This is a genomic window from Streptomyces sp. NPDC093065, assembly GCF_044754585.1.
Lineage (GTDB): Bacteria > Actinomycetota > Actinomycetes > Streptomycetales > Streptomycetaceae > Streptomyces.
The window spans coordinates 103,692-126,045 of the sequence record NZ_JBIVPJ010000015.1 but is presented as its reverse complement, the minus strand read 5'-3'; the positions used below and the strand labels follow the sequence as shown (position 1 = coordinate 126,045).

Here is a 22,354-nt window from a genome sequence, read left to right as displayed (position 1 = left end):
CACCATGGCGTACGACGGCCGGGTCATCGGCGACCACCTGAGCGTCGGAATCCCCGACGGTGAGTTCACCGTGATCATCGGCCCCAACGCCTGCGGCAAGTCCACCCTGTTGCGGTCGCTTTCCCGCCTCCTCAAGCCGGCCGAGGGCACCGTGTACCTGGACGGCAAGGACATCCACCGGATGCGGGCCAAGGACCTCGCCGTCCGGCTCGGTCTGCTGCCCCAGTCGGCCGTGACCCCGGCCGGCATCCCCGTCCTCGACCTCGTGCGCCGGGGCCGCTACCCGCACCAGTCGGTCCTGTCCCGGTGGAGCCGCGAGGACGAGCTCAGCGTCCGCCACGCCCTGGAGCAGACCGGGATGACGGACCTGACCACCCGCCCCGTCGACGAACTCTCCGGCGGACAGCGCCAACGCGCCTGGGTGGCGATGGCGCTCGCCCAGGAGAGCCCGATCCTGCTGTTGGACGAGCCGACGACGTTCCTCGACGTCTCGCACCAGATCTCCCTGCTGGACCTGTTCGCCGACCTCAACCACACCGGCGGCCGCACCGTCGTCGCCGTGCTCCACGACATCAACCACGCGGCCCGGTACGCCGGACACCTCGTCGTGATGTCCGCCGGCCGCATCGTCGCCGAAGGCCCCCCGGCCGAGGTGCTCACCACCGAACTCCTCGCCGAGGTCTTCGACATCCGGGCCACCATCATCGAGGACCCGGTCAACGGCGGTCCTCACATCATCACCCGGCACCAGGGCCGCCGCCCGGCGCCCGCTGCCCCGCAACTCCGGAAGGTCGCACCATGAAGTCCACCCCCGTCACGCTCGTCACGGGCGCCGCCGTCCTCGCCCTCGCCCTGACCGGCTGCTCCTCCGACGACGAGGGCGCCTCCGGGGACGGCAAGGACGCGAAGGCCACCACCCGCACGGTCACCGACGCCACCGGCGCGAAGGTGAAGGTGCCCGACACGCCGAAGCGCGTCGTCACCCTGCACTACGCGGCGACCCAGCCGGTCATCGACCTCGGCTTCGACCTGGTCGGCCAGGGCGCCTTCGAGGAAGGCATCATCCCCGAGGACCAGGTCGCCGCGGCCGAGAAGGTGCCGGTCGTCGCCCAGCAGGAGCCCAAGCTGGAGGACATCGCCGCCCTCGAACCCGACCTGATCTTCGCGCCGAACGTGTACGACGAGGAGACCACCGCGGCGCTGAAGGACATCGCGCCCGTCTACACCTTCACGCTCCGCGGCGGAGACCGGGCCAAGTGGACGCAGCGCACGGAGGAGGTCGCCGACGCCCTCGGCGTGCCCGAGAAGGCCGACGAGCTCCAGACCGCCTTCGCCGAACGCCAGAAGGGCATCGCGGAGAAGTACGCGGACGTCATCAAGGGCAGGACCGTCGGTGTCGTCGGCTCCTACGAGGAGAACAACTTCTACGCCTGGGGCGAGAAGAACATGCAGGGGTCGCTGCTCGTGCCCCTCGGCTTCACGTACTCCAAGCAGGAGAGCGACATCGTCAAGGACCAGAAGGAGCCGGAGGCCACCCTCTCCAACGAGAAGCTGGAGTCCGCGGTGGGCGACGCCGACGTCCTCTTCCTCGACTCCAACCTCCGCGGCGAGGTGAACGCCTTCATGAAGAACGTCCAGGCCACCTCCCTCTACAAGCAGCTGCCCGCGGTGAAGGCGGGGCACGTCTACGTCGGCGGCAAGAACACGGTGGCCGGCTACACGGACGCCAACTACACCCTCGACCGCGTCGAGGACGCACTGAAGAACCTCCAGGCCAAGTAGGAACCGTGGCCCCTTCGAGGCCCGTCGTCGGCGGGCCTCGAAGGGCGTCGCGCCTGCCCTCGCTCCTGCGAAGTCCAATGTCTCGGAAGAGACCAGCCAAGAGCGTGACCTGCGACGTCTGGTCGCCGTAAGTCGTTGACCTGCATGAACGCTCTTTCGGCTCTTTCATGCTCGTGCTGGCCGATGCGGCCGGAAGTCCCAGAAAAGTCCCAGAGGACTCCCAGGGACAGGACCTACTCTTTCGGCTCCGCACAGGGATTACGCGTGTCTGCTCGAACGGATCGCACTTGGTGAGGAGCTCACGCGGTCTGGGCGACGAAGCGGCAGCCGGCGGACATGCTGCAGCATGGGACGTCTGCTGCCGCCGCCCTGCACGACGTGACGAGCCTCGGCGGGTTCTTCGCCCTGCGGGTCGGCGGACGGGACGAGGGCCGGCACCTGGTCGCCCGCTCCTACACGGGCGGGATTCACCGACCTCGCCGAGGCGGTCGCGCCGTCACCACACCTCGGAGCCGCGCGTCGCCGTCTCCATCGCCCCACTCGGTCACGCCGCCCGCCCAGGTCGCCGGCTGTGGCCTGCATCGTCCTGCGGGGATCGTCCCCGACCTGGAAGGGCTGCAGCGGGCCGACGACGGGCCGGCCCTCTCGGTGCCCCGCGCGGTCGGATGGTACGCCGACCGGCTCGGCGGTGGTCCCGTCCGCGCCTGTACGAGCAGGTGACGGGCCGCCTGTCGGCACTTGGCCGACGGGCTGCGCGTCAAGATCGCTCCACACTGCTGGACGGGAACTCGGCCGGCGCTCGCCGGGCGACCCTGCCCTGCGCGTACTCCGTCCAGCGTTTCACGGACCGCTCACCGACCTCACGACCGTGCTGCTGGACACCGGACGCCTGGTCGGCACCGGAGTACTCACCGCCCCGACCGCGCGTTCCGCCGCCGCCGAAGTCGCTGCCTCCACCGCCGTGCGCCTAACGGTTCCGAGTGCTGACTGCGGGCCGGCCGTGAGGGGCGCTCCCACGATGACCGCGCCAGGGGTCCAGAGCAGCCCGGCAGGATGACCCCCGAGGTCAGACGCAAGAGAGCAGGGCGGGGACCGAACCGAGTGTGTCCGGGAGATGTTCGCTCGGGATCCCACCGCCCTGGGCCAACTCGGGGGAGCCGCCGCCTCTGCCGTCGAGCAGCCGCCTCACCAGGACCGAGGCGTCCCGGCCCGCGTTCCGGGCCGCGCCGTTCACCGCGGCCACCAGCGTCTCCCGGTCGCCGGCCGATGTGCCGATGACGACCACGCCGGGCCGGGCGGCGGGCAGGCGGTCCCGTACGGCGAGGGCGAGAGCCCGGGCGTCGCCGTTCGTGGTTGCGGTGACCACCAGGGTGCCGTCGACGTCGGTGGCGTCGGTGGCGAGATCGCCTGCACGGACCTGGTCGGCCTGCTCTCTGAGGCGTCGGTTCTCTCGGTCGGCGGACTTGAGCCGGTCGAGCAGCCCGGCGACGCGGTCGGGGAGTTCGGCGCGCGGTGCCTGGAGCTGTTCGGCGATGCGGGTCACCAGGTCGCGTTCGCGGGCCAGGTAGCCGAAGCCCTCGACGCCGACCGCGGCCTCCAGACGGCGCAGGCCGGCACCGACCGATGACTCGGAGGTGAGGGCGACGGTGCCGATCTGTGAGGCGTGTGCGACGTGGGTGCCGCCGCACAGCTCCCGGGACCAGGCGCCGCCGATCTCCACGACGCGGACCTTCTCGCCGTAGGTCTCGTCGAACAGGGCCAGCGCGCCCAGTTCCTTGGCCTCCGGCAGCGTCATCCAGCGTACGCCGACCGGGAGGTCGCGGCGCAGGGCCTGGTTGGCTGCCTCCTCGATCTCGCTCCGGGCCGCGGGGGAGAGGGCGCCTCGCCAGGGGAAGTCCAGGCGGAGGTAGCCGGGGCGGTTGTAGGAGCCGGACTGCAGGGCGTTCGGGCCGAGGACCTGGCGCAGGGCGGCGTGCAGGACGTGGGTGCCGGAGTGGGCCTGGCGGGCGCCGAGCCGCTACTCGGGGTCGACGGCAGCGTGCACCCGGTCCCCGGTGGCCAGTTCGCCGGACAGGACGCGGACCTGGTGCACGACGAGTCCCGGCAGCGGCCGCTGCACGTCCAGGACTTCCGCCTCCACCGACGGGCCGGTGAGGTGGCCGGCGTCGCTGTCCTGGCCGCCGGACTCGGCGTAGAAGGGGGTGCGGTCCAGGACGACGGTGGCGATGTCGCCCTCACGGGCCGCCAGCGCCGGGCCGGTGGCGCCCAGGACCGCCAGGACCTGGGAGTCGGTCGTCAGGGTGTCCCAGGCGCGCCAGTCGGTCGGGCCGTGCTCGTCCAGTACCGGTCGCAGGACGGTGAGGTCCGTGCCGCCGGCCTTGCGGGCGCGGGCGTCGGACCTGGCGCGTTCGCGCTGCTCGCGCATGAGGGTGGTGAAGCCCTCGCGGTCGATTTCCAGGCCCTGTTCGGCGGCCGTCTCCAGGGTGAGATCGATGGGGAAGCCATAGGTGTCGTGCAGGAGGAATGCCTGCGCGCCGGGCAGCGCCCGGCCGCCTTCCGCCTTGACCTTGGCCACCGCCGTCTCCAGTACGGTCGTGCCCTGCCGCAGGGTGGCGCGGAAGGCGTCCTCCTCGCTCGCGGCCCGGTCGGCGATCCGGTCGTACGCCTCGGCCACCTCGGGGTAACTGGGCGCCATGCAGTCCCGAGCGACCGACAGCAGGTCCACGAGCACCGGCTCGGCGTAGCCCAGTTGACGCATCGAGCGGACCGCGCGGCGCAGGATGCGGCGCAGTACGTAACTGCGGCCCTCGTTGCCCGGACTGGTGCCGTCCGCGAGCAGCATCAGGGCGGTGCGGACGTGGTCGGCGACCACGCGCAGCCGCACGTCGGCCTTCGCGTCCGCGCCGTAGCGCACCTCGGCCAGGGCCACGGCCCGGTCCAGGACCGGGCGGGTCTCGTTGGTCTCGTAGAGGCTGTCGACGCCCTGGAGGAGAGTGGCCATGCGTTCCAGGCCCATGCCGGTGTCGATGTTGCGACGGGGCAGTTCGCCCAGGATCGGGTAGCCGGACTTGCCGGGCCCCTCACCGCGTTCGTACTGCATGAAGACCAGGTTCCAGAACTCCATGTAGCGGTCCTCGTCGACCGCCGGGCCGCCCGCCCGGCCGAGCGCCGGGACGGTCGCCACCGTCGCCCTCGGTCTCGCCCTCGCCACGGCCCCCGCCACCGCGTCCGCCCAGGACGCCCCGAACAGGAACGCGCCGGTCAGGGTCACCCTGACCGTTCAGGGTCCGGACGGCCTGCTGTTCAAGGGGAAGATCAGGACCAAGGGACACGAAGTGACCACCGCGACCGGTGGCACCCACAGATGCGACGGAACCAACGGCGCCGCCCATCCCACCGCCGTCCCCACTCCGACGGCGGCCCTCGATGACGCAGCCCGCAAGCGGCACTTCACCTGGGACGGCACCTGGTATGCCTCGTTCGACGACTACTCGGTCGACACGATCAAGAACGTCAGCGGCGACGGAGTGGCGTACTGGAACATCTCCGTCAACGGCACGTCCACCCCGGTCGGCGGCTGCCAGTTCAAGCTGAACGCGGGCGACAAGGTGGCGTTCACCTGGACGGCGTTCTGACCGTTCCGCTCACAGGCGGCGGGCTTCGGCCGGCGTGACCGGCTCGCCGACCCGTACGCCGTGCAGGACGTGAGCCAGCACCTCGGCTCCGCGCACCACCCGGGGTCCTGGACGGTTGAAGTAGGACGGGCCGTCCAGGACCCACACGCGGTCGGACCGTACGGCCGGCAGGTCCTGCCAGCCGGGCAGACCGGTGAGCAACTCCCGCTCCCGCACGGTACGGTCCGGCGGGAAGCCGCAGGGCAGTACGAGCACCACGTCCGGGCGGGCGGAGCGTACCGCCTCCCATGTCATCGATTTGGTGTGCTCCCCGGGCGCGGCGAGGAGCGGCTCGCCGCCGGCCGCCGAGACCTGCTCGGGCACCCAGTGTCCCGCGGGCCACAGGGGATCCAGCCATTCGATCGCAACCACCCGGGGACGGGCACGGCCCGCGACCGAGGAGCGGACCCTGTCGAGGCGGTCGGAAAGCCGGGCCCGGCGCCGCTCGGCGCGGTCCCGCACGCCGAGCAGCGTTCCGACCGTGACGAGGCAGTCCAGTACGTCGTCCAGCGTGCGCGGCTCCAGGCTCAGCACGCGGGTGTCGGAGTCCAGGAGGCGCACCGTCGTGCTGACCCGCTCGTACGAGACGGCGCACACGTCGCACAGGTCCTGGGTGAGCACGACCTCGGGGCGCAGCGCCGAGAGCGCCTCGGTGTCCAGGGTGTAGAGCGAGGATCCGGAGTGCGCCGACCCGCCGACGGCGTCGGAGATCTCCCGGCTGGTGAGCCGGTGCTGGTCCAGGTCGGCGCCGGTGACCACGGGGACGGAGGCGATCTCCCCGGGTGGCCAGTCGCATTCGTGGGTGCGGCCGACGAGCTGTGCGGACAGGCCGAGCTCGGTGACGACGTCGGTCGCGGCAGGCAGCAGGGAGACGATGCGCATGCCGCGACCCTACGACTCCGACAGCGGCGTCAGGCGCCCCAGCGCACGGCGATCGTGTCGCCCACCGCCACGGCCGTACCGCGAGTGGCGGTGGTGAAGGACGAGCCGTCGACGCTGACCTTCCAGGTGTTCGAGCCGCTGTTGGCCTTGCCGTTGAGGGAGGTGACGGCTCCCGTGCCGGAGGCCGGCGCCACCGAGGTCACGCAGCCGGACGGGGTGGCGGCGGTGACGGCGGCGTCGAGGACCGCACCGAGGGTGGTGGTCGACGCGGTCGGGGTGAGGGAGACGGAGCAGACCTTCAGGTTTCCCGCTCCGTCGTCCACCGTCAGCGCGAGCTTCGCCGCCGTACCGGAGGTGAAGGTGCCCTGGCTCACCCACTGCGGCGCACCCGGGGTGGCCGGCACGGGCGGTGCCGCCGTGAATCCGGCGCCGGCCACCGCGCGCAGCCCGTCGATGGAGGCGTACGCCGACGGGCTCGTGTCGCTCGGCAGGTACTTGAACCCGCCGCCCGGGTTGAACTGCTGCGCGATCAGGAAGTCGACCGGCGTCTTGCCCATGGAGGTGAGGAAGTCGCCGGTCTGGGGGTTGATGCCGCAGGCGTTCAGGCCGGACACCGCCCACCCGTTGGAGTTGGTGTTGACGCCGAACATGGCGTTGAACGCACCGCTGTTCGCCACCAGCTTGCTCTTGAGGAACGCCTTGGCCTGCACGATGTCGGTGTCGGTGTTCGGCACGCCCGACACGCACAGGGCGGCCATCGCCGCGCCGGTCATGTCGATGTCCGAGGTCTTCGCCAGTTCGGTCGCGCTGCCCTCGGCCTTGCTGAAGTTCCAGCCGCCGTCGTTGTGCTGGTTGGCGCGGATCCGGGTGACCATCGACTCGCGCAGCTTCTGCGGGACGCGCACCTGACCGGACTGGGTCTTGGCGCCGCCCAGGGCGAGGGCGGCGAAGACGGTGCCGTTGAAGTTGGCGGACGGGCCGAAGTAACCGGGCTCGGCAGTCTGCCAGTAGCGGTAGATGTCGGCGATCAGGTTGCGGGAGGCGGAAACGCGAGCCGGATCGATGCCAGCGGCGTACGCGTTGAGGGTGGCGCGCTCGTAGTCGGTGACGACGGGGGAGGCGGAGGGCCAGCCGCTGGTGGCCAGCAGGTTTCGGTAGACCGTTCTCGCGTTCTTGCTCGCGTCGCCGCCGGGGGTGACGTCCACGGCGGCGGTGCCTGCGGCGGCGAAGGCGCTGAACGCCCATTCGTTGGACAGGCCCGACCCGGCGTACGAGCCGTCCGCCGCCTGGAGCGTCTTGAGGTATGCGACGCCGTTGGTCTTCGACGTGGCTATCTGGGCGGGTGTCGCGGTCGCCGAGGCCGGCAGGGCCGTCAGCGCGAAGGCGCCGGCCGCGGCCACCGCGGTCAGGGCGGAGCGACGCAGGGACGGGGACACGGTACGGGGCATGAACTGCTCCTGGGATGGGGGACCGGACCGGCCCCGCACTGTCGCCGTCGGCGGTGAGCGTGGGCGGGAGCAGCGGGTGCGGTCGCGGTCCGAGACGCGTGGACCAGCTTCCAAGGTGCTGTGCCGCCTGGGCATTCGGGCTCGGAACGGCCCCCTGCCGTCCCACACCGCTGCGCGTCAGCCCCGGACTCCCACCGGGTTCCCCCACTCGGCAGACCGGGACGGTACCCGACGCGCATCGAGGCCGCCAGAGGTACCCCGTGCCGACCCGTGTGTCGCCCCGGGGCCGCCTTGACGCCTTCGGCGAACCGTGCTCAAATCCGGTCGATACGCCTTGAGTTCCAGGGGAAGCCGGTCGAAGTCCGGCGCTGACCCGCAACCGTGGGCCCGGCAGGTGCCGGGCGAGCCGGAATGCCTGGAGCGTTCATCAGCAACAGACGCCGTCGCGGACTACGGCGTGGTGCGACCGGCTTCGGCACGTGGGCTACGTCCCGTCCCGGAGCCCTCTCCCACGTCACCGTCCGCGCCGGGCAGGCAACGAAGGGGCCGCGGTGGGGAGCGAGCAGCGAAGAGACGGGCGGGTGGGAGCGAGACCCGGCCCGGTGACGGCACTGGTGACCGCCTTCCTGGTGCTGACGGCCGCCTGCGTGACCTTTTTCACCACGTCGTCGGCCTCCGCGGACCCGATCGGGGAGTGCACGGCCACCAAGGGCGCGGTCGTCGCGGTCGACTTCGGACCGTTCGGCGGCGACGTCGTGCGCGGCTGCGACCCAACGCCGACCACCGGCTACGAGCTGCTGCACGAGGGCGGTTTCGGCACCACGGGCACCGGCCACGACGGCCCGGCCTTCATCTGCCGCATCGGTCACGGCTCGTTCGACGGCGGCACCCAGCACCCGACCGCGGACCGGGACGACTGCGTCCTCACCCCGCCAGCGACCGCGTACTGGTCCTACTGGGTCGCCTCGCCAGGCGACGACGACTGGTCCTACAGCCAGTACGGCGCCATGAGCCGCAATCTCAAGGACGGCGACGTCGACGCCTGGGTGTACGGCGGCACGGACGTCGGCGGCAGCACCGGCAGGCCCGACTTCAGCCCGGACGACGTCCGCGCGGGCGACACCGGCGGCACACCCGACCCCGGAACGCCGACGGGAGCGCCGGGCGAGGTCGACGCGGCCGCCGCGGCGGCCTGGCTGAAGGGCCGACTCACCGACGGCGAACGTGTCGTCGACGACGGCAGCGACGTACCGAACTACCTCCTGACCACGGAGACCGCCTACGCCCTCGCCGCCACCGAGGGCAAGAGCGCTGATCTCGACAAGGTGGCCGCCTTCCTCGCCGCCCACGCCGGCGACTACGCCTACCCCAACGGCACCGACGAGGCCCCCGACGCCACCGCCGCCGCCCGGCTGGTTCTGCTGGCCGAGAGCACCGAGGCGGACCCGCGCGCCGTCGGCGGCCACGACCTCGTCGCCGACCTGGCGGCCAACGTGTGCGCCGCCGGGCCCGAGTCCGGCGAACCGACCCCCGGCTGCACCGCGAAGGGCGACTTCCGCAACGCCGGCTACACCGAGGGGCAGGCCCTGTCCGTCCTCGCGCTGCTGCGCGCCGGAACGGCACCCGCGGCCGAGACGGTGGACAGGCTGACCCAGATGCAGTGCCGTGACGGCGGAGTGACCAGCGTCCTCATCCGCCCCGGCGAGAACTGCGACGGCGACCCGGCCACCACCGGCCTCGTCGCGCTGACCCTGGACGAAGCGGGCGGTCACGCCGCCGCCGTCGAGAAGGCCCGGACCTACCTGGCCGGCGCCCAGCGCACCGACGGAGCCTTCCCCGGCTACACCGGCGCCACCGCCGGCAGCGTCTACTCCACCGCCTACGCCGCCCAGGCCCTGCGGGACCTCGGCGACACCGAACGCGCGGACGCCGCACTCGGCTGGTTGTCCCGCCAGCAGCTCGACGGTGGAGGCTTCGGCTTCGAGGAGGACGCCACCGACCCGGCGCCCTACCCGACGTCGGTCGCCGTCCTCGCCGGCGCGCGCACCAGCCTCGCCACCCTGACCACGAAGAAGTCCGAGCCGTCCGGCCCGCCGACCTCCCAGCCGCCCACCACAGGGCCCTCCACGTCCCAGCCTCCGACCACGGAGCCCGGCACCCCGCCCCGGGGAGAGGGACCCGACCTGAAGAAGGGCGTCGCCTACCTCACCGGCGCCGCCCGGCTGAAGCAGGGCCACTACCACCTCTTCGATCCGAACTCCCCCGAAGCCGACTTCGGCCTCACCATCGACACCGCCTACGCGCTCGCCGCCACCGGCCTCGACAACAACAAGCTCCGCGGCATCGTCGACTTCATCGACGGCGGCGGCGAGGACGGTGCGGGAAAGAGCATCCGCGACTACTCCGGTGCCGGCACCGCCTACGCGCAGGGCGGCGCCATCGGCAAGACCGCGCTTCTCGCCCAGGCCGTCGGACGCGACGCCCGCGACTTCGCCGGCCTGGACCTCATCGACGCTCTCGACAAGAGCGTCTGCGCCAAGAGCAGCCTGCCCAAGAGAGGGTGTGCCGCCAAGGGCAACTACAACTACGCCGAGTCCGTGTTCAAGCAGTCCCTGGGCGTCATGGCACAGCTGCGCGCGGGCGAGCACGAGGCAGCCGAGGAACCGGTCGCCTACCTGGCCAGCCTCCAGCACGAGAACGGGGCCTGGCCCAGCCTGATCCCGGCGACCGGTGACTCCGACGTCGACTCCACCGCCATCGCCGCCATGGCCCTGGACATGGCCGGCGGCGCCGAGGCCGAGCGGGCAGTCGACCGGGCACTGGCCTGGCTGGCCTCGCGGCAGCTGCCCGACGGCGGCTTCCCCGGCACGGTCGGCATCTCGGTCAACTCCACCGGTCTCGCGGTGCAGGGACTGTCGCTCGACGCCTCCCGGTACGCCGACGAGATCGCCGGAGCACGCAAGTTCCTCGCCGGCCAGCAGAATCCCGACGGCGGCTTCAACGCCTCGGCCGACGGGCAGCGCGGCTCCGACCTGCGCGCGTCCGCGCAGGCGGTGAGCGGGGCCACCGGCATCTCCTTCGGCGAGCTGGAACGCAGTCTGGCCGGTACCTCACCGCAGCCCACCCCGGACCCGAGCGACGGCGTCCCGGACATCGTCACACCGGGCGACACCTCGGGCGGGTACGGCGCTTCCGGTGGCGGTGGCGGCGGTGGCGCGCTCGCCTCCACCGGCGTTCAGGTCGGACTCCTGGCCGCGATCGCCGCGCTGATGGTGCTGGCCGGGTGGCGCGTCGCGGTCGCGGCACGGCGCAAGGCCATGGCGGAGGGCGGGCGATGATCGGCTCGCGCCTCGCCGGGACGGCGGCCCGGGCGACGGCGGCCCTGGCCGCGGCTGCCGCCGCGCTCGGTGTCACCGCACCCTCGGCCGCCGCCGACCCCCAGCCCATGGGCCGGTGCACGACCACGTCCGGCGTGGTCCTCGCGGTCGACTTCAGTGACTGGGGCGGCCCTCTGTTCCGTTCCTGCGGGACGACGCCCACCACCGGCTACGAACTCCTCAACCAGGGCGGCTGGCGCACCACGGGCACCGGCCACGACGGACCGGCGTTCATCTGCCGCATCGGCTACAGCGGCTATCAGAACGGCAAGCAGTTCCCGACCCCGGCCCAGGACGACTGCGTGCTCACCCCTCCGGCGTCCGCGTACTGGTCGTACTGGCACGCGGACCGCGGCGAGAGCACCTGGGAGTACAGCCAGCTCGGCGCCATGCTCTACAAGCCCAAACCGGGCAGCGTGGACCTCTGGGTCTTCGGCGGCACCGACATCGGCGGCACCAAGGGCCGCCCCACCGTCACCCCGGACCAACTGCGCGCCCACAACACCAAGCCGAGCGGCGACACCGGCAAGCCGCCCTCCGACGAGAAGGCGCCCGAACTGCCACCGGACGTCGACACCGGCCCCGCACCGCAGCGGCGCAGCCCCGAGCGTCCCGCACCCGCACCCACCGCGTCGAAGAAGCCGGCTCCCGAGAAGTCCGGGACGAAGAAGGCCGAGCCGAGCAAGAGCGCAAGTGCCACGCCCTCTCCCACGCCCAGCGCCACAGCGACCTCTTCGGACGTAGCGGCACCGGGCCCGAGCACCAAGGTGGTGGACGCGGCTCCGGCCGCAGACGCCCCGCACGATTACGGCTCCATCGTGCCCGTGGTCACCGGTGCCTCGCTCGTCGTCCTGATCGGCGGCGCCGCGGTCTACGCGGCACGCCGGCGCCGACGCACCGAGTGAGCGGCGTGTCCCGTACGACCGTTCAGGCCCCCGCAGCCCCGTTTGGCCGTCCGCCGGACCGGGGCGGCCGGCGCCTGCCGCGCATCCTGCACCCGATGGCCTGGTGGGTCTGGGCACTCGCCCTGGCCACCGCCGTCAGCCGTACCAACAACCCGCTTCTGTTGTTCCTCGTCCTCGCCGTCCTCGGCTACGTCGTCACCGCCCGGCGCACCGAGGCGCCCTGGGCCCGCGGCTTCAAGTACTACCTGTACCTGGCCCTGACCGTGGTGGCGATCAGGGTCGTCTTCCGCGCCGTCTTCGCCACCGGCATCACCCCTCGCGACCACTTCCTGTTCTCCCTCCCGCACATCCCCACCCCCGACTGGTACGCGGGCATCCGGATCGGCGGGCCGGTCTCGCTGGAGGCGCTGCTGTCGGCGGCGACCGACGGCCTGCGCCTCGCGTGCATGCTGTGCTGCATCGGCGCCGCCAACACCCTCGCCAACCCCAAGCGGGCCCTGCGCGTCCTGCCGGGCGCGCTGTACGAGCTGGGCGTCGCAGTCACCGTCGCGATCAGCGTGGCCCCGCAACTGGTGCAGAGCGTGCAACGCGTCGTACGCGCCCGGAAGCTGCGCGCCGGCACCACCAAGGGTGCCCGGGCCCTGCGCGGCATCGTCATCCCCGTCCTGGAGGACGCCCTGGAGCGCTCCCTGCGCCTCGCCGCCGCCATGGACTCCCGCGGCTACGGCCGTGCGGGCCGGGCCACCCGCCGCTCCCGCCGGATCACCGGCGCACTGATGCTGCTCGGCATGTGCGGCCTGTGTGCCGGCGCCTACGGGCTGCTGGACGCCACCGCCCCCGCGTTCCTGGGCCTGCCCGCCATGGGGTGCGGCGCGCTGCTGTGCGTGGCGGGCCTGCGCCTGGGCGGCCGACGGGTCACCCGCACCACCTACCGCCCCGACCCCTGGCGCCTGCCCGAGTGGGCGGTCGCAGGCAGCGGTGTCCTGTCGGCGGTCCTGCTCTTCACCAACCTCGGCTACGACCCCGCCCAGCTCAACCCCACCTTCTATCCCCTCACCTGGCCCGGCCTGCCGCTCGTACCGACCGCCGCGATCCTGCTCGCCGGCACCGCCGGATTCCTCGCGCCCCCGCCCACCCCCGTCCGGAGAGCCGCCGCCCCGTGATCACCTTCGACCAGGTCACCGTCCAGTACGACGACACACCCGAGCCTGCCCTGCGGGACGTCGACCTCACGGTGGAGGAGGGCGAACTCTGCCTCGTCGTCGGACACACCGGCGTCGGCAAGTCGACACTCCTGGGCGCGGTCAACGGGCTCGTCCCGCACTTCACCGGTGGCACGCTCTACGGCCGGGTCACCGTCGACGGCCGGGACACCGCCCACCACCCGCCCCGTGAACTGGCCGACGTCGTCGGCGTGGTCGGCCAGGACCCGATCGACGGCTTCGTCACCGACACCGTGGAAGAGGAACTCGCCTACTCCATGGAGCAGTTGGCGACAGCACCGGGGACCATGCGCAAGCGTGTCGAGGAGACCCTGGACCTGCTGGGCCTCGCCGACCTGCGTCACCGTGCGCTGCACGAACTCTCCGGCGGTCAGCAGCAGCGTGTCGCCATCGGCTCGGTCCTCACCGCCCATCCACGGGTCCTGGTCCTGGACGAACCGACCTCCGCCCTGGACCCGACGGCAGCCGAGGAGGTCCTCGCCGCGGTCACCCGCCTCGTCCACGACCTCGGCGTCACCGTCCTGATGGCCGAGCACCGGCTGGAGCGCGTCGTCCAGTACGCCGACCGTGTCCTCCACCTCCCCGGTGACGGCCGCGCCCGCATCGGTCCCGCCGCCGAGATCCTGCGCACGTCGGCCATCGCGCCACCGATCGTCGAACTGGGCCGGGCAGCCGACTGGTCACCCCTGCCCCTGTCGATCCGCGACGCCCGCCGTGCCGCCGCCCCCCTGCGCACCGAACTGGCCGCCCGCACGCCGGACCCGGTCCGCTCGGCCCCGGCCGGCGAGCGGCGCCGGCTCCTGACGGCGCGCGGCATCACCGTCACCTACGGCGGCGTTCCCGCCGTACGGGAGGTCGACCTCGACCTGTACGCGGGTGAGGTGACCGCCCTCATGGGCCGCAACGGCTCCGGCAAGTCCTCCCTCCTGTGGGCGCTGCAGGGGTCGGGCCCGCGCCGCGCCGGGACGGTGAAGTCGGCCGACGGCCCCGATCCGCGCGACGTGCCCGCCACCCGGTCCCGTCAACTCGTCGGGCTGGTCCCGCAGACCCCCTCCGACCTGCTCTACCTGGAGAGCGTGCAGCAGGAGCTCGACCAGGCGGACACCGAGTCGGGCACCACGACGAAGGCCCGCATCGTGCTGGACCGGCTCGCCGTGGGCATCGACGACGCCACCCACCCCCGCGACCTGTCGGAGGGACAGAAGCTCGCCCTCGTCCTCGCCATCCAGCTCTCCGCCGCGCCCGAGGTCGTTCTGCTGGACGAGCCCACCCGCGGCCTGGACTACCGGGCGAAGACCGCACTGATCGGCGTCGTGAACGCCCTCGCAGCGGAGGGCAGGACGGTGGTGATCTCCACCCACGACGTCGAGTTCGCCGCCCGCGCCGCCGACCGCGTTGTCGTCATGGCCGAGGGAGACGTCGTCGACGACGGTCCGACCCCGGACGTCATCGTCTCCTCTCCCGTGTTCGCGCCCCAGACGGCGAAGATCCTCGCCCCGCTGCCCTATCTGACCGTCGACCAGGTGAAGGCGGCCCGATCATGACGACGACCACCGCCGCCATCCGGCTGACCCCACGCGTCGGCGTCGTCATGACCCTGGCGGCGTTCCTCGGTGTCGTCGCCTTCTTCTGGCCGTTCGTCGTCGCACCCGGGAAGTTCGGATCGAACTACGTGCCCCCGCTCATCTTCGGCGTGCTCCTGGTGCTCGTCCTGTGTGTGGTCCTCTCGGAGATCGCCGAGGGCGGCATCGACTCCAAGGCCCTGGCCATGCTGGGCGTCCTGTCCGCCGTGAACGCGGCCCTGCGTCCCCTGGGCGCCGGAACCGCGGGTATCGAGACCGTCTTCTTCGTCCTGGTCCTGGCCGGCCGTGTCTACGGCCCGGGCTTCGGCTTCACCCTCGGGTGCACCTCGCTGTTCGCCTCGGCGCTCATCACCGGCGGGGTCGGGCCGTGGATGCCGTACCAGATGTTCGGCTGCGCCTTCGTCGGGATGCTCGCCGGATTCCTTCCCCGGGCCACGGGCCGTCGTGAGGTGCTGATGCTGGCCGTCTACGGTTCCCTGTCCGGCTATCTCTTCGGGTTCCTCCTCAACCTCTCCTTCTGGCCGTTCTCCCTGGACCCGAACAGCTCCATCGCCTACCTGCCAGGACTGCCCTTCACCGAGCAGTGGCAGCGCTACGTCGCCTTCGACGTGGCCACGTCCCTCGGGTGGGACACCGGGCGGGCCGTCACCAACCTCGTGTGCATCCTGCTGGCGGGGCCGGCGGTGCTGACCACCTTCCGGCGAGCCGCACGCAAGGCCAGGTTCCGCGCTCCGGTCCGCTTCGCCGGACCCCGGACGGCCGATTCCGAACCTTGCTGACCCGTCGTGTCCGGGGACCCGCTCACGGTACTGGATTTACTAGGACGTCCAACTATATAGTCGCGAGCACAAGGCCCGCGGTGCAGGGAAGCCGGTGTGATTCCGGCACGGTCCCGCCACTGTGACCGGGGAGTACGCCGTCGAGCAGGACGCCACTGACGAGCAGGATGTCGGGAAGGCGGACGGCGCGCGCTGATCCGGGAGTCAGGATACCGGCCGCGGGATGTTCCGTGTTGTCCACGAGGATGGAGCTGACACGCATGGCACCGGTGTGTATCCACGACCCTGGTGAGCCCCCCGTCTGACAGGGCTTTGGGCCATGAGCGTTCCCGCGTTCCCGGCACCCGTACGCCACCGGCGTCCGCGTGCGGGGTGAGCGCGCCATCCCCGGATCCCGATCCCTCCTGACGAGAGCAGGCAGTCATGGTCCGCGAGCACGAACGCGCCTCCGTGCGCGAGTTGACCCACTTCGTCGGCGGCAAGCGCACCCCGGGCACCTCGGGGTCCTTCGGCGAGGTGTACGACCCCAACACCGGCGAGGTGCAGGCCCTGGTGCCCCTCGCGAACCGCGCCGAGACCGAGGTGGTCATCGCCGACGCGGTCCACGCGCAACGCGAGTGGGGCGAATGGAACCCGCAGCGCCGCGCCCGGGTCATGATGCGCTTTCTCCAGCTCGTCGAGCAGGAGAAGGACACGCTGGCCCGGCTCCTGTCCGCCGAGCACGGCAAGACGATCGCCGACGCCCACGGCGACATCCAGCGCGGACTGGAGGTCGTCGAGTTCGCCGCCGGCATTCCGCACCTCCTCAAGGGAGAGTTCACCGACAACGCCGGCACCGGCATCGACGTCCACTCCCTGCGCGCCCCGCTCGGCGTCGTAGCCGGAATCACCCCCTTCAACTTCCCCGCGATGATCCCCCTGTGGAAGGCCGGCCCCGCGCTGGCCTGCGGCAACGCCTTCGTCCTCAAGCCGTCCGAACGGGACCCGTCCGTCCCGCTGCGGCTCGCCGAACTGTTCCTGGAAGCGGGACTGCCGCCCGGCGTCCTCAACGTCGTCAACGGCGCCCGCGAGACCGTCGACACCCTCATCGAGGACCCCCGCGTGGCCGCCCTCGGCTTCGTCGGCTCCACTCCGATCGCCGCGCACGTCTACGCCACCGCCGCTGCCCACGGCAAGCGCGCCCAGTGCTTCGGCGGCGCCAAGAACCACCTGATCGTGATGCCGGACGCCGACCTCGACCAGGCCGTGGAGGCGCTGATCGGCGCCGGGTACGGCTCGGCGGGGGAGCGGTGTATGGCGATCTCGGTCGCCGTCCCGGTGGGGGAGGAAACCGCCGACGCGCTCGTGGCCCGGCTCAAGGAACGCATCGCCGCGCTGCGGATCGGCCGCAGCGACGACCCTGAGGCCGACTTCGGTCCCCTGGTCGGCCGGGACGCCGTGGACCGGGTCCGCTCCTACGTCGACCTCGGCGTCGAGGAGGGCGCGGACCTCGTTGTGGACGGGCGGGACTTCGTCCTGGAAGGGCACGAGAACGGCTTCTTCGCCGGCGCCTCCCTCTTCGACCGGGTGACACCCGCCATGCGCGTCTACCAGGAGGAGATCTTCGGCCCTGTGCTGTCCGTGGTGCGCGCCGCCGACTACGAGGAGGCGCTGCGCCTGCCCAGCGAGCACACCTTCGGCAACGGCGTGGCGCTCTTCACCCGGGACGGCGACACCGCCCGCGACTTCACCCGGCGCGTGAACACCGGCATGGTCGGCGTCAACGTGCCCATCCCGGTGCCGGTCGCCTACCACACCTTCGGCGGCTGGAAGCGTTCCGGCTTCGGCGACCTCAACCAACACGGCCCGGACGCGATCCGCTTCTACACGCGGACGAAGACGGTCACCTCGCGCTGGCCCGCCGGCCTGCGGGAGGGCGCGAGCTTCACGATCCCCACGATGGGCTGAGCGGCCATGACCAGCACCCTGCTCACTGAGGACCAGCAGGCCCTCGTCGAGACCACCCTGGACTTCGCCCAGGATCACCTTGCCCCGCACGCCCTGGACTGGGACCGGGACAAGCACTTCCCGGTGGACGTGCTGCGCAAGGCGGCCGGGCTCGGCCTCGGCGGCGTCTACGTACGCGAGGAGTCCGGCGGCAGTGGCCTCACCCGCTCCGACGGCGTCCTGGTCTTCGAGACCCTCGCCTCCGGCTGCCCGTCCCTCGCGGGCTACCTCTCCATCCACAACATGGTCGCCTGGATGATCGACCGCTACGGCGCCGACGCCCAGCGCGAGCGGTGGCTGCCGCGCCTGTGCGCCATGGAGGACCTCGCCAGCTACTGCCTGACCGAACCGGGCGTCGGCTCGGACGCGGCGGCCCTGACCAGCAGGGCCGTACGGGACGGTGACGGCTGGGTGCTCACCGGCGTCAAGCAGTTCATCTCCGGCGCGGGAGCCTCCCAGCTGTACGTCGTCATGGCCCGCACCGGCGGCGAGGGCGCCGACGGCGTGTCCGCGTTCGTTGTCGACAAGGACGACGCCGGCCTCTCCTTCGGACCGAACGAACGGAAGATGGGCTGGAACGCCCAGCCCACCCGCCAGGTCGTCCTGGACGGCGTCCGCCTGCCCGCCGACCGGCTCCTCGGCCGCGAGGGCGACGGCTTCCGCATCGCCATGAGCGGCCTCAACGGCGGCCGCATCGGCATCGCCGCCTGCTCCTTGGGCGGCGCCCGCAGCGCGCTCGACCGGAGCCTGGCCCACCTCGCCGACCGCGAGGCATTCGGACGACGGCTGCTGGACGCCCAGGTCCTGCGCTTCCGCCTGGCCGACATGGCGACCGAGCTCACCGCCGCCCGTGCCCTGGTCCAGCAGGCCGCCCAGGCACTCGACCGGGGCGACCCGCAAGCGCCGTACCTGTGCGCGATGGCCAAGCGGTTCGCCACCGACACCGGCTACTCCGTCGCCGACCGCGCACTCCAACTGCACGGCGGCTACGGCTACCTCAGCGAGTACGGCATTGAAAAGATCGTCCGTGACCTGCGTGTCCACCAGATCCTGGAAGGAACCAACGAGATCATGCGCGTCATCGTGGCCCGCGGCCTGACGGAGGCGTTCCGGTGAACGACGACGTCCTGTTCCGCACGAGCGGCCGTGCCGCCCACATCGCTCTCAACCGCCCGAGGGCCCTCAACTCCCTCACCCACGACATGGTGCTCCGCATCGACGCGAAGCTCACGGAGTGGGAGCACGATCCGGCCGTCGAGACCGTCGTCATCACCGGCGAAGGGGAGCGCGGCCTGTGCGCCGGCGGCGACATCCGCGCCATCCACGACGACGCCCGCGACGGAGACGGCAGCGTCTCGGCCGCCTTCTGGCGCGACGAGTACCGCCTCAACGCCCGTATCGCCGGCTATCCGAAGCCGTACGTCGCCGTCATGGACGGCATCGTCATGGGCGGCGGCGTCGGCGTCTCCGCGCACGGCAACGTCCGGATCGTCACCGAACGGTCGAGGATCGCCATGCCGGAAACCGGTATCGGCTTCGTCCCCGATGTCGGTGGAACCTATCTGCTCGCCCTGGCACCGGGGGAGCTGGGCACGTATCTCGCACTGACGGGCGCACAGATCGGTGCCGCTGATGCCCTGTTGTGCGGGCTCGCCGACCAGTACGTGCCCTCGGTCTCGCTCCGGTCCTTCGTCGACGACCTCACCGACCTGCCGGTGCGCGAGGCCCTCCGGCGTCACGTCCAGGATCCGCCGCCGGGGGAACTCGCCGACCACAGGAGCTGGATCGACGCCTGCTTCTCCGCCGACACCGTCGAGGAGATCGTCGAGCGGCTCCTCGCAGAGGACAGCCCGGCCGCCAAGGCAACCGCCGAGACCCTCCTCCTCAAGTCCCCGACCGCGCTCAAGGTCACCCTGGCCGCCGTGCGCCGCGCACGACGGCTCGGCCCGCTGGAGCGCGTCCTCGACCAGGAATACCGCGTCTCCCTGGCCTGCCTGCACGCCCCGGACCTGGTGGAAGGCGTCCGCGCCCAGGTCATCGACAAGGACCGGAACCCCCACTGGTCGCCTGCGACTCTCATCGAGGTCACCGACGCAGACGTCGAGCGCTTCTTCACCCCCCTCGGCGAGCGGGAACTCGGCCTCGCCGACGCAGCCGACACCACCGAGGAGGTGGCCTGGTGAGCCGGACCGTCGCGTTCGTCGGACTCGGACACATGGGCGGCCCGATGGCCGCCAACCTGGCGAAGGCCGGCCACCGGGTGCTCGGCCACGACCTGGTCCCCGAGGCCGTTGAGGCCGCCGCCCGGGCCGGTGTGGAGCCTGTCACGTTCGCGGCCGAGGCCGTCGCCGCCGCCGACGTGGTCGTCAGCATGCTGCCCGCCGGACGCCACGTCCTGGGCCTCTACGACGACATCCTCACCGTGGCCCGCCCCGGCACCCTCTTCGTCGACTGTTCCACCATCGATGTTGCCGACGCCCGCACGGCCCATGAGCGGGCCCTCGCCGCCGGTATGCGGGCTCTGGACGTGCCCGTGTCCGGCGGTGTGGTCGGGGCGGAAGCCGCCACCTTGACCTTCATGGCCGGTGGCGGAGAGGGCGAGTTCGCCGAGGCGCGCCCTCTGCTGGAGGCCATGGGAAAGAAGGCAGTGCACTGCGGCGGGCCGGGCGCCGGCCAGGCCGCCAAGATCTGCAACAACATGATCCTCGGCGTCTCCATGATCGCTGTCAGTGAGGCGTTCGTTCTCGGCGAGAGCCTCGGCCTGTCCCATCAGGCGCTGTACGACGTGGCCTCGACGGCATCCGGCCAGTGCTGGGCACTCAGCGTCAACTGCCCCGTCCCCGGCCCGGTGCCGACGAGCCCCGCCAGCCGCGACTACCGGCCGGGCTTCGCCGCCTCCCTGATGGCCAAGGACCTGGGCCTGGCCGCCAACGCCGTCCGCGAGGGCGGCGTGCACGCGGAACTCGGCCTGCGCGCGGCCGAGCTGTACGCGGCATACGCCGAACGGGTCGGCGACGCGGAGGACTTCTCCGGCGTTGTACGCACCATCAGGGACCGGAGCGGAGAGACAGCCGCATGACCACCGACTACGAGACGATCCTGGTCGAGCCCAAGGGACGCACCGCACTCGTCACGCTCAACCGGCCGAAGGCCCTCAACGCCCTCAACCTCCAGGTCATGAACGAGGTCGTGGCCGCCACCGAGGCACTCGACCGGGACCCGGACTGCGGCTCCATCGTCGTCACCGGCTCGGCGAAGGCCTTCGCGGCCGGTGCCGACATCAAGGAGATGCAGCCGCAGGGGTACATGGACATGTACCTCACCGACTGGTTCGCCGCCTGGGACCGGCTCGGACAGCTGCGGACGCCGACGGTCGCGGCGGTCGCCGGATACGCCCTCGGCGGTGGCTGCGAGCTGGCCATGCTGTGCGACATCCTGCTCGCCGCCGACACCGCCGTCTTCGGCCAGCCCGAGATCAAGCTCGGGGTGATCCCGGGCATCGGCGGCTCCCAGCGGCTGACCCGGGCCGTGGGCAAGGCCAAGGCTATGGAGCTGTGCCTGACCGGGCGCACCATGGACGCCGTGGAGGCCGAGCGTGCCGGACTCGTCTCCCGCGTGGTGCCCGCGAACGACCTGCTCGGCGAGGCACTCGCGGTGGCCGAGCGGGTGGCGGACATGTCCCTGCCGGTGGCCATGATGGCGAAGGAGGCGGTCGGTCGGGCCTTCGAGACGACTCTCGCCGAGGGTGTCCGCTTCGAGCGGCGCCTCTTCCACGCGGTGTTCGCCACCGCCGACCAGAAGGAGGGCATGGCCGCCTTCGCGGACAAACGAGCGCCCGCCTTCCGCCACAGGTAAGCGTTGAGTAAAAGCAGGTCCCGCCCCTCGGCCCGGTATTGGTCATGTACGGGCCGAGGGGTACCGTCGCTCTGATATCGACGACGGCAGGACGGAAGCCGGTGGGAATCCGGCACGGTCGCGCCACTGTGTGCCTCCCTTCGGAAGAAGGACGGCAAGTCAGACCCGTAGCCGTCGTCATGTGCACCACCGAGATGGGACGCGAACTCCCAGAGGAGGCCCTGCCATGGCGCAGCACGTCGCACCGCCGACCGACACCACCCCCGCTCTCCCCGCCAAGCTGCCGATCGGCGCCGTCGTCCCGTGGGCGGTCTTCTTCGGCATCCTGATGCTGGTCCTGCTGTACTTCGTCGGCGCCGAACAGGGCGCCACCGCCGTCGTCTCCGGCGAGGACGTCCACGAGTGGGTGCACGACGCCCGCCACCTGCTCGGCTTCCCCTGCCACTGACACCGGGAGCCGACACCCTCATGAACTCCAGCACCGTCAGAAACCTGCTCGTGCGCGGCATGCTCGCCGGCCTGGGCGCGGGAGTACTCGCGCTGGTCGTCGCCTACTTCCTCGGTGAGCCGAACGTCGACAAGGCGATCGGCTTCGAGGAGGCCCACGCCGCTGCCCACGAACACGAAGTCGAACTCGTCTCCCGCAGTATCCAGTCCACCGCCGGTCTGGCCACCGGTGTCCTGTTGTACGGAGTCGCCTTCGGCGGCATCGCCGCCCTGGCCTTCTGCTTCGCCCTCGGCCGCGTCGGCCGCCGCACTCCGCGGGCCACCGGTGTCCTGTTGTACGGAGTCGCCTTCGGCGGCATCGCCGCCCTGGCCTTCTGCTTCGCCCTCGGCCGCGTCGGCCGCCGCACTCCGCG

Annotated in this window: 17 protein-coding genes, 2 pseudogenes and 4 riboswitches; of the genes and pseudogenes, 16 read left to right on the top strand and 3 right to left on the bottom strand. The window is 71.8% G+C overall.

Annotation, left to right across the window (positions count from 1 at the left end; all coding sequences use genetic code 11):
• Positions 1-4 precede the first annotated feature (4 nt).
• The 3 genes from ACIQFU_RS25060 (at position 5) to ACIQFU_RS25050 (ending at position 2,502) form a co-directional block, all read left to right on the top strand.
• Complete coding sequence (locus ACIQFU_RS25060) at positions 5-802, top strand: ABC transporter ATP-binding protein (RefSeq protein WP_402554442.1); 798 nt, start codon at positions 5-7, stop codon at positions 800-802.
• Positions 799-1,782 carry an ABC transporter substrate-binding protein gene (locus ACIQFU_RS25055; protein WP_402554398.1) on the top strand — a complete coding sequence of 328 codons (984 nt, stop codon included), beginning with the start codon at positions 799-801 and terminating at the stop codon, positions 1,780-1,782. Before ACIQFU_RS25060 ends, ACIQFU_RS25055 begins: the two co-directional genes overlap by 4 nt.
• A gap of 336 nt (positions 1,783-2,118) precedes the next feature.
• Complete coding sequence (locus tag ACIQFU_RS25050; RefSeq protein ID WP_402554397.1) at positions 2,119-2,502, top strand: hypothetical protein; 384 nt, start codon at positions 2,119-2,121, stop codon at positions 2,500-2,502.
• 346 nt (positions 2,503-2,848) lie between these two features.
• Here ACIQFU_RS25050 and alaS read toward each other — a convergent pair.
• Positions 2,849-4,954, bottom strand: a pseudogene (gene alaS / locus ACIQFU_RS25045) (alanine--tRNA ligase); the annotation flags it as partial.
• Positions 4,955-4,958: 4 nt separating this feature from the next.
• Between alaS and ACIQFU_RS25040 the strand changes: the two are divergent.
• A pseudogene (locus tag ACIQFU_RS25040) lies at positions 4,959-5,417 on the top strand (DUF4430 domain-containing protein); the annotation flags it as partial.
• Positions 5,418-5,426: 9 nt separating this feature from the next.
• Here ACIQFU_RS25040 and ACIQFU_RS25035 read toward each other — a convergent pair.
• Together ACIQFU_RS25035 and ACIQFU_RS25030 are read right to left on the bottom strand one after the other, a co-directional pair.
• Positions 5,427-6,338, bottom strand: coding sequence for a cobalamin-binding protein (locus tag ACIQFU_RS25035; protein ID WP_402554396.1), 912 nt, complete (start codon positions 6,336-6,338; stop codon positions 5,427-5,429).
• A 29-nt stretch (positions 6,339-6,367) separates the two neighbouring features.
• Positions 6,368-7,786, bottom strand: coding sequence for a hypothetical protein (locus ACIQFU_RS25030; RefSeq protein ID WP_402554395.1), 1,419 nt, complete (start codon positions 7,784-7,786; stop codon positions 6,368-6,370).
• 129 nt (positions 7,787-7,915) lie between these two features.
• Positions 7,916-7,991, bottom strand: a riboswitch (cobalamin riboswitch).
• A gap of 138 nt (positions 7,992-8,129) precedes the next feature.
• A riboswitch (cobalamin riboswitch) is annotated at positions 8,130-8,203 on the top strand.
• Positions 8,204-8,367: 164 nt separating this feature from the next.
• Here ACIQFU_RS25030 and ACIQFU_RS25025 point away from each other — a divergent pair.
• From ACIQFU_RS25025 to ACIQFU_RS24970, 12 genes are all read left to right on the top strand, one after another.
• Positions 8,368-11,124 (top strand): prenyltransferase/squalene oxidase repeat-containing protein, encoded by a 2,757-nt coding sequence (locus ACIQFU_RS25025; RefSeq protein ID WP_402554394.1) that lies wholly within the window; start codon positions 8,368-8,370, stop codon positions 11,122-11,124.
• A complete protein-coding gene (locus ACIQFU_RS25020; RefSeq protein ID WP_402554393.1) occupies positions 11,121-12,068 on the top strand; it encodes a hypothetical protein in 948 nt (315 codons plus the stop codon). Before ACIQFU_RS25025 ends, ACIQFU_RS25020 begins: the two co-directional genes overlap by 4 nt.
• Positions 12,065-13,231 (top strand): energy-coupling factor transporter transmembrane component T, encoded by a 1,167-nt coding sequence (locus ACIQFU_RS25015; protein ID WP_402554392.1) that lies wholly within the window; start codon positions 12,065-12,067, stop codon positions 13,229-13,231. Before ACIQFU_RS25020 ends, ACIQFU_RS25015 begins: the two co-directional genes overlap by 4 nt.
• The gene (locus ACIQFU_RS25010) at positions 13,228-14,835 is read left to right on the top strand and encodes an ABC transporter ATP-binding protein (protein ID WP_402554391.1); all 1,608 of its coding nucleotides are present in this window, start codon (positions 13,228-13,230) and stop codon (positions 14,833-14,835) included. The genes ACIQFU_RS25015 and ACIQFU_RS25010 overlap by 4 nt, the downstream gene beginning before the upstream one ends.
• Positions 14,832-15,653, top strand: a complete 822-nt coding sequence (locus ACIQFU_RS25005; RefSeq protein ID WP_402554390.1) for an ECF transporter S component — start codon at positions 14,832-14,834, stop codon at positions 15,651-15,653. The genes ACIQFU_RS25010 and ACIQFU_RS25005 overlap by 4 nt, the downstream gene beginning before the upstream one ends.
• 54 nt (positions 15,654-15,707) lie before the next feature.
• Positions 15,708-15,889, top strand: a riboswitch (cobalamin riboswitch).
• Positions 15,890-16,076: 187 nt separating this feature from the next.
• Positions 16,077-17,600 (top strand): CoA-acylating methylmalonate-semialdehyde dehydrogenase, encoded by a 1,524-nt coding sequence (locus tag ACIQFU_RS25000; RefSeq protein ID WP_402554389.1) that lies wholly within the window; start codon positions 16,077-16,079, stop codon positions 17,598-17,600.
• Between the two features lie 6 nt (positions 17,601-17,606).
• Positions 17,607-18,755 carry an acyl-CoA dehydrogenase family protein gene (locus tag ACIQFU_RS24995; RefSeq protein ID WP_402554388.1) on the top strand — a complete coding sequence of 383 codons (1,149 nt, stop codon included), beginning with the start codon at positions 17,607-17,609 and terminating at the stop codon, positions 18,753-18,755.
• Positions 18,752-19,822: an enoyl-CoA hydratase/isomerase family protein gene (locus ACIQFU_RS24990; RefSeq protein ID WP_402554387.1), complete on the top strand. Its 1,071-nt coding sequence runs from the start codon at positions 18,752-18,754 to the stop codon at positions 19,820-19,822. The genes ACIQFU_RS24995 and ACIQFU_RS24990 overlap by 4 nt, the downstream gene beginning before the upstream one ends.
• Entirely contained in the window at positions 19,819-20,718 is a 900-nt protein-coding gene (gene mmsB / locus ACIQFU_RS24985; protein ID WP_402554386.1) for a 3-hydroxyisobutyrate dehydrogenase, read from the top strand. Before ACIQFU_RS24990 ends, mmsB begins: the two co-directional genes overlap by 4 nt.
• Positions 20,715-21,494 carry an enoyl-CoA hydratase gene (locus ACIQFU_RS24980; RefSeq protein WP_402554385.1) on the top strand — a complete coding sequence of 260 codons (780 nt, stop codon included), beginning with the start codon at positions 20,715-20,717 and terminating at the stop codon, positions 21,492-21,494. The genes mmsB and ACIQFU_RS24980 overlap by 4 nt, the downstream gene beginning before the upstream one ends.
• Before the next feature lie 43 nt (positions 21,495-21,537).
• Positions 21,538-21,682, top strand: a riboswitch (cobalamin riboswitch).
• Positions 21,683-21,720: 38 nt separating this feature from the next.
• Positions 21,721-21,942, top strand: coding sequence for a CbtB-domain containing protein (locus ACIQFU_RS24975; protein ID WP_402554384.1), 222 nt, complete (start codon positions 21,721-21,723; stop codon positions 21,940-21,942).
• Between the two features lie 20 nt (positions 21,943-21,962).
• Positions 21,963-22,354, top strand: a 392-nt coding sequence (locus ACIQFU_RS24970; RefSeq protein ID WP_402554383.1) for a CbtA family protein, incomplete at its 3' end; no start/stop codon positions are given.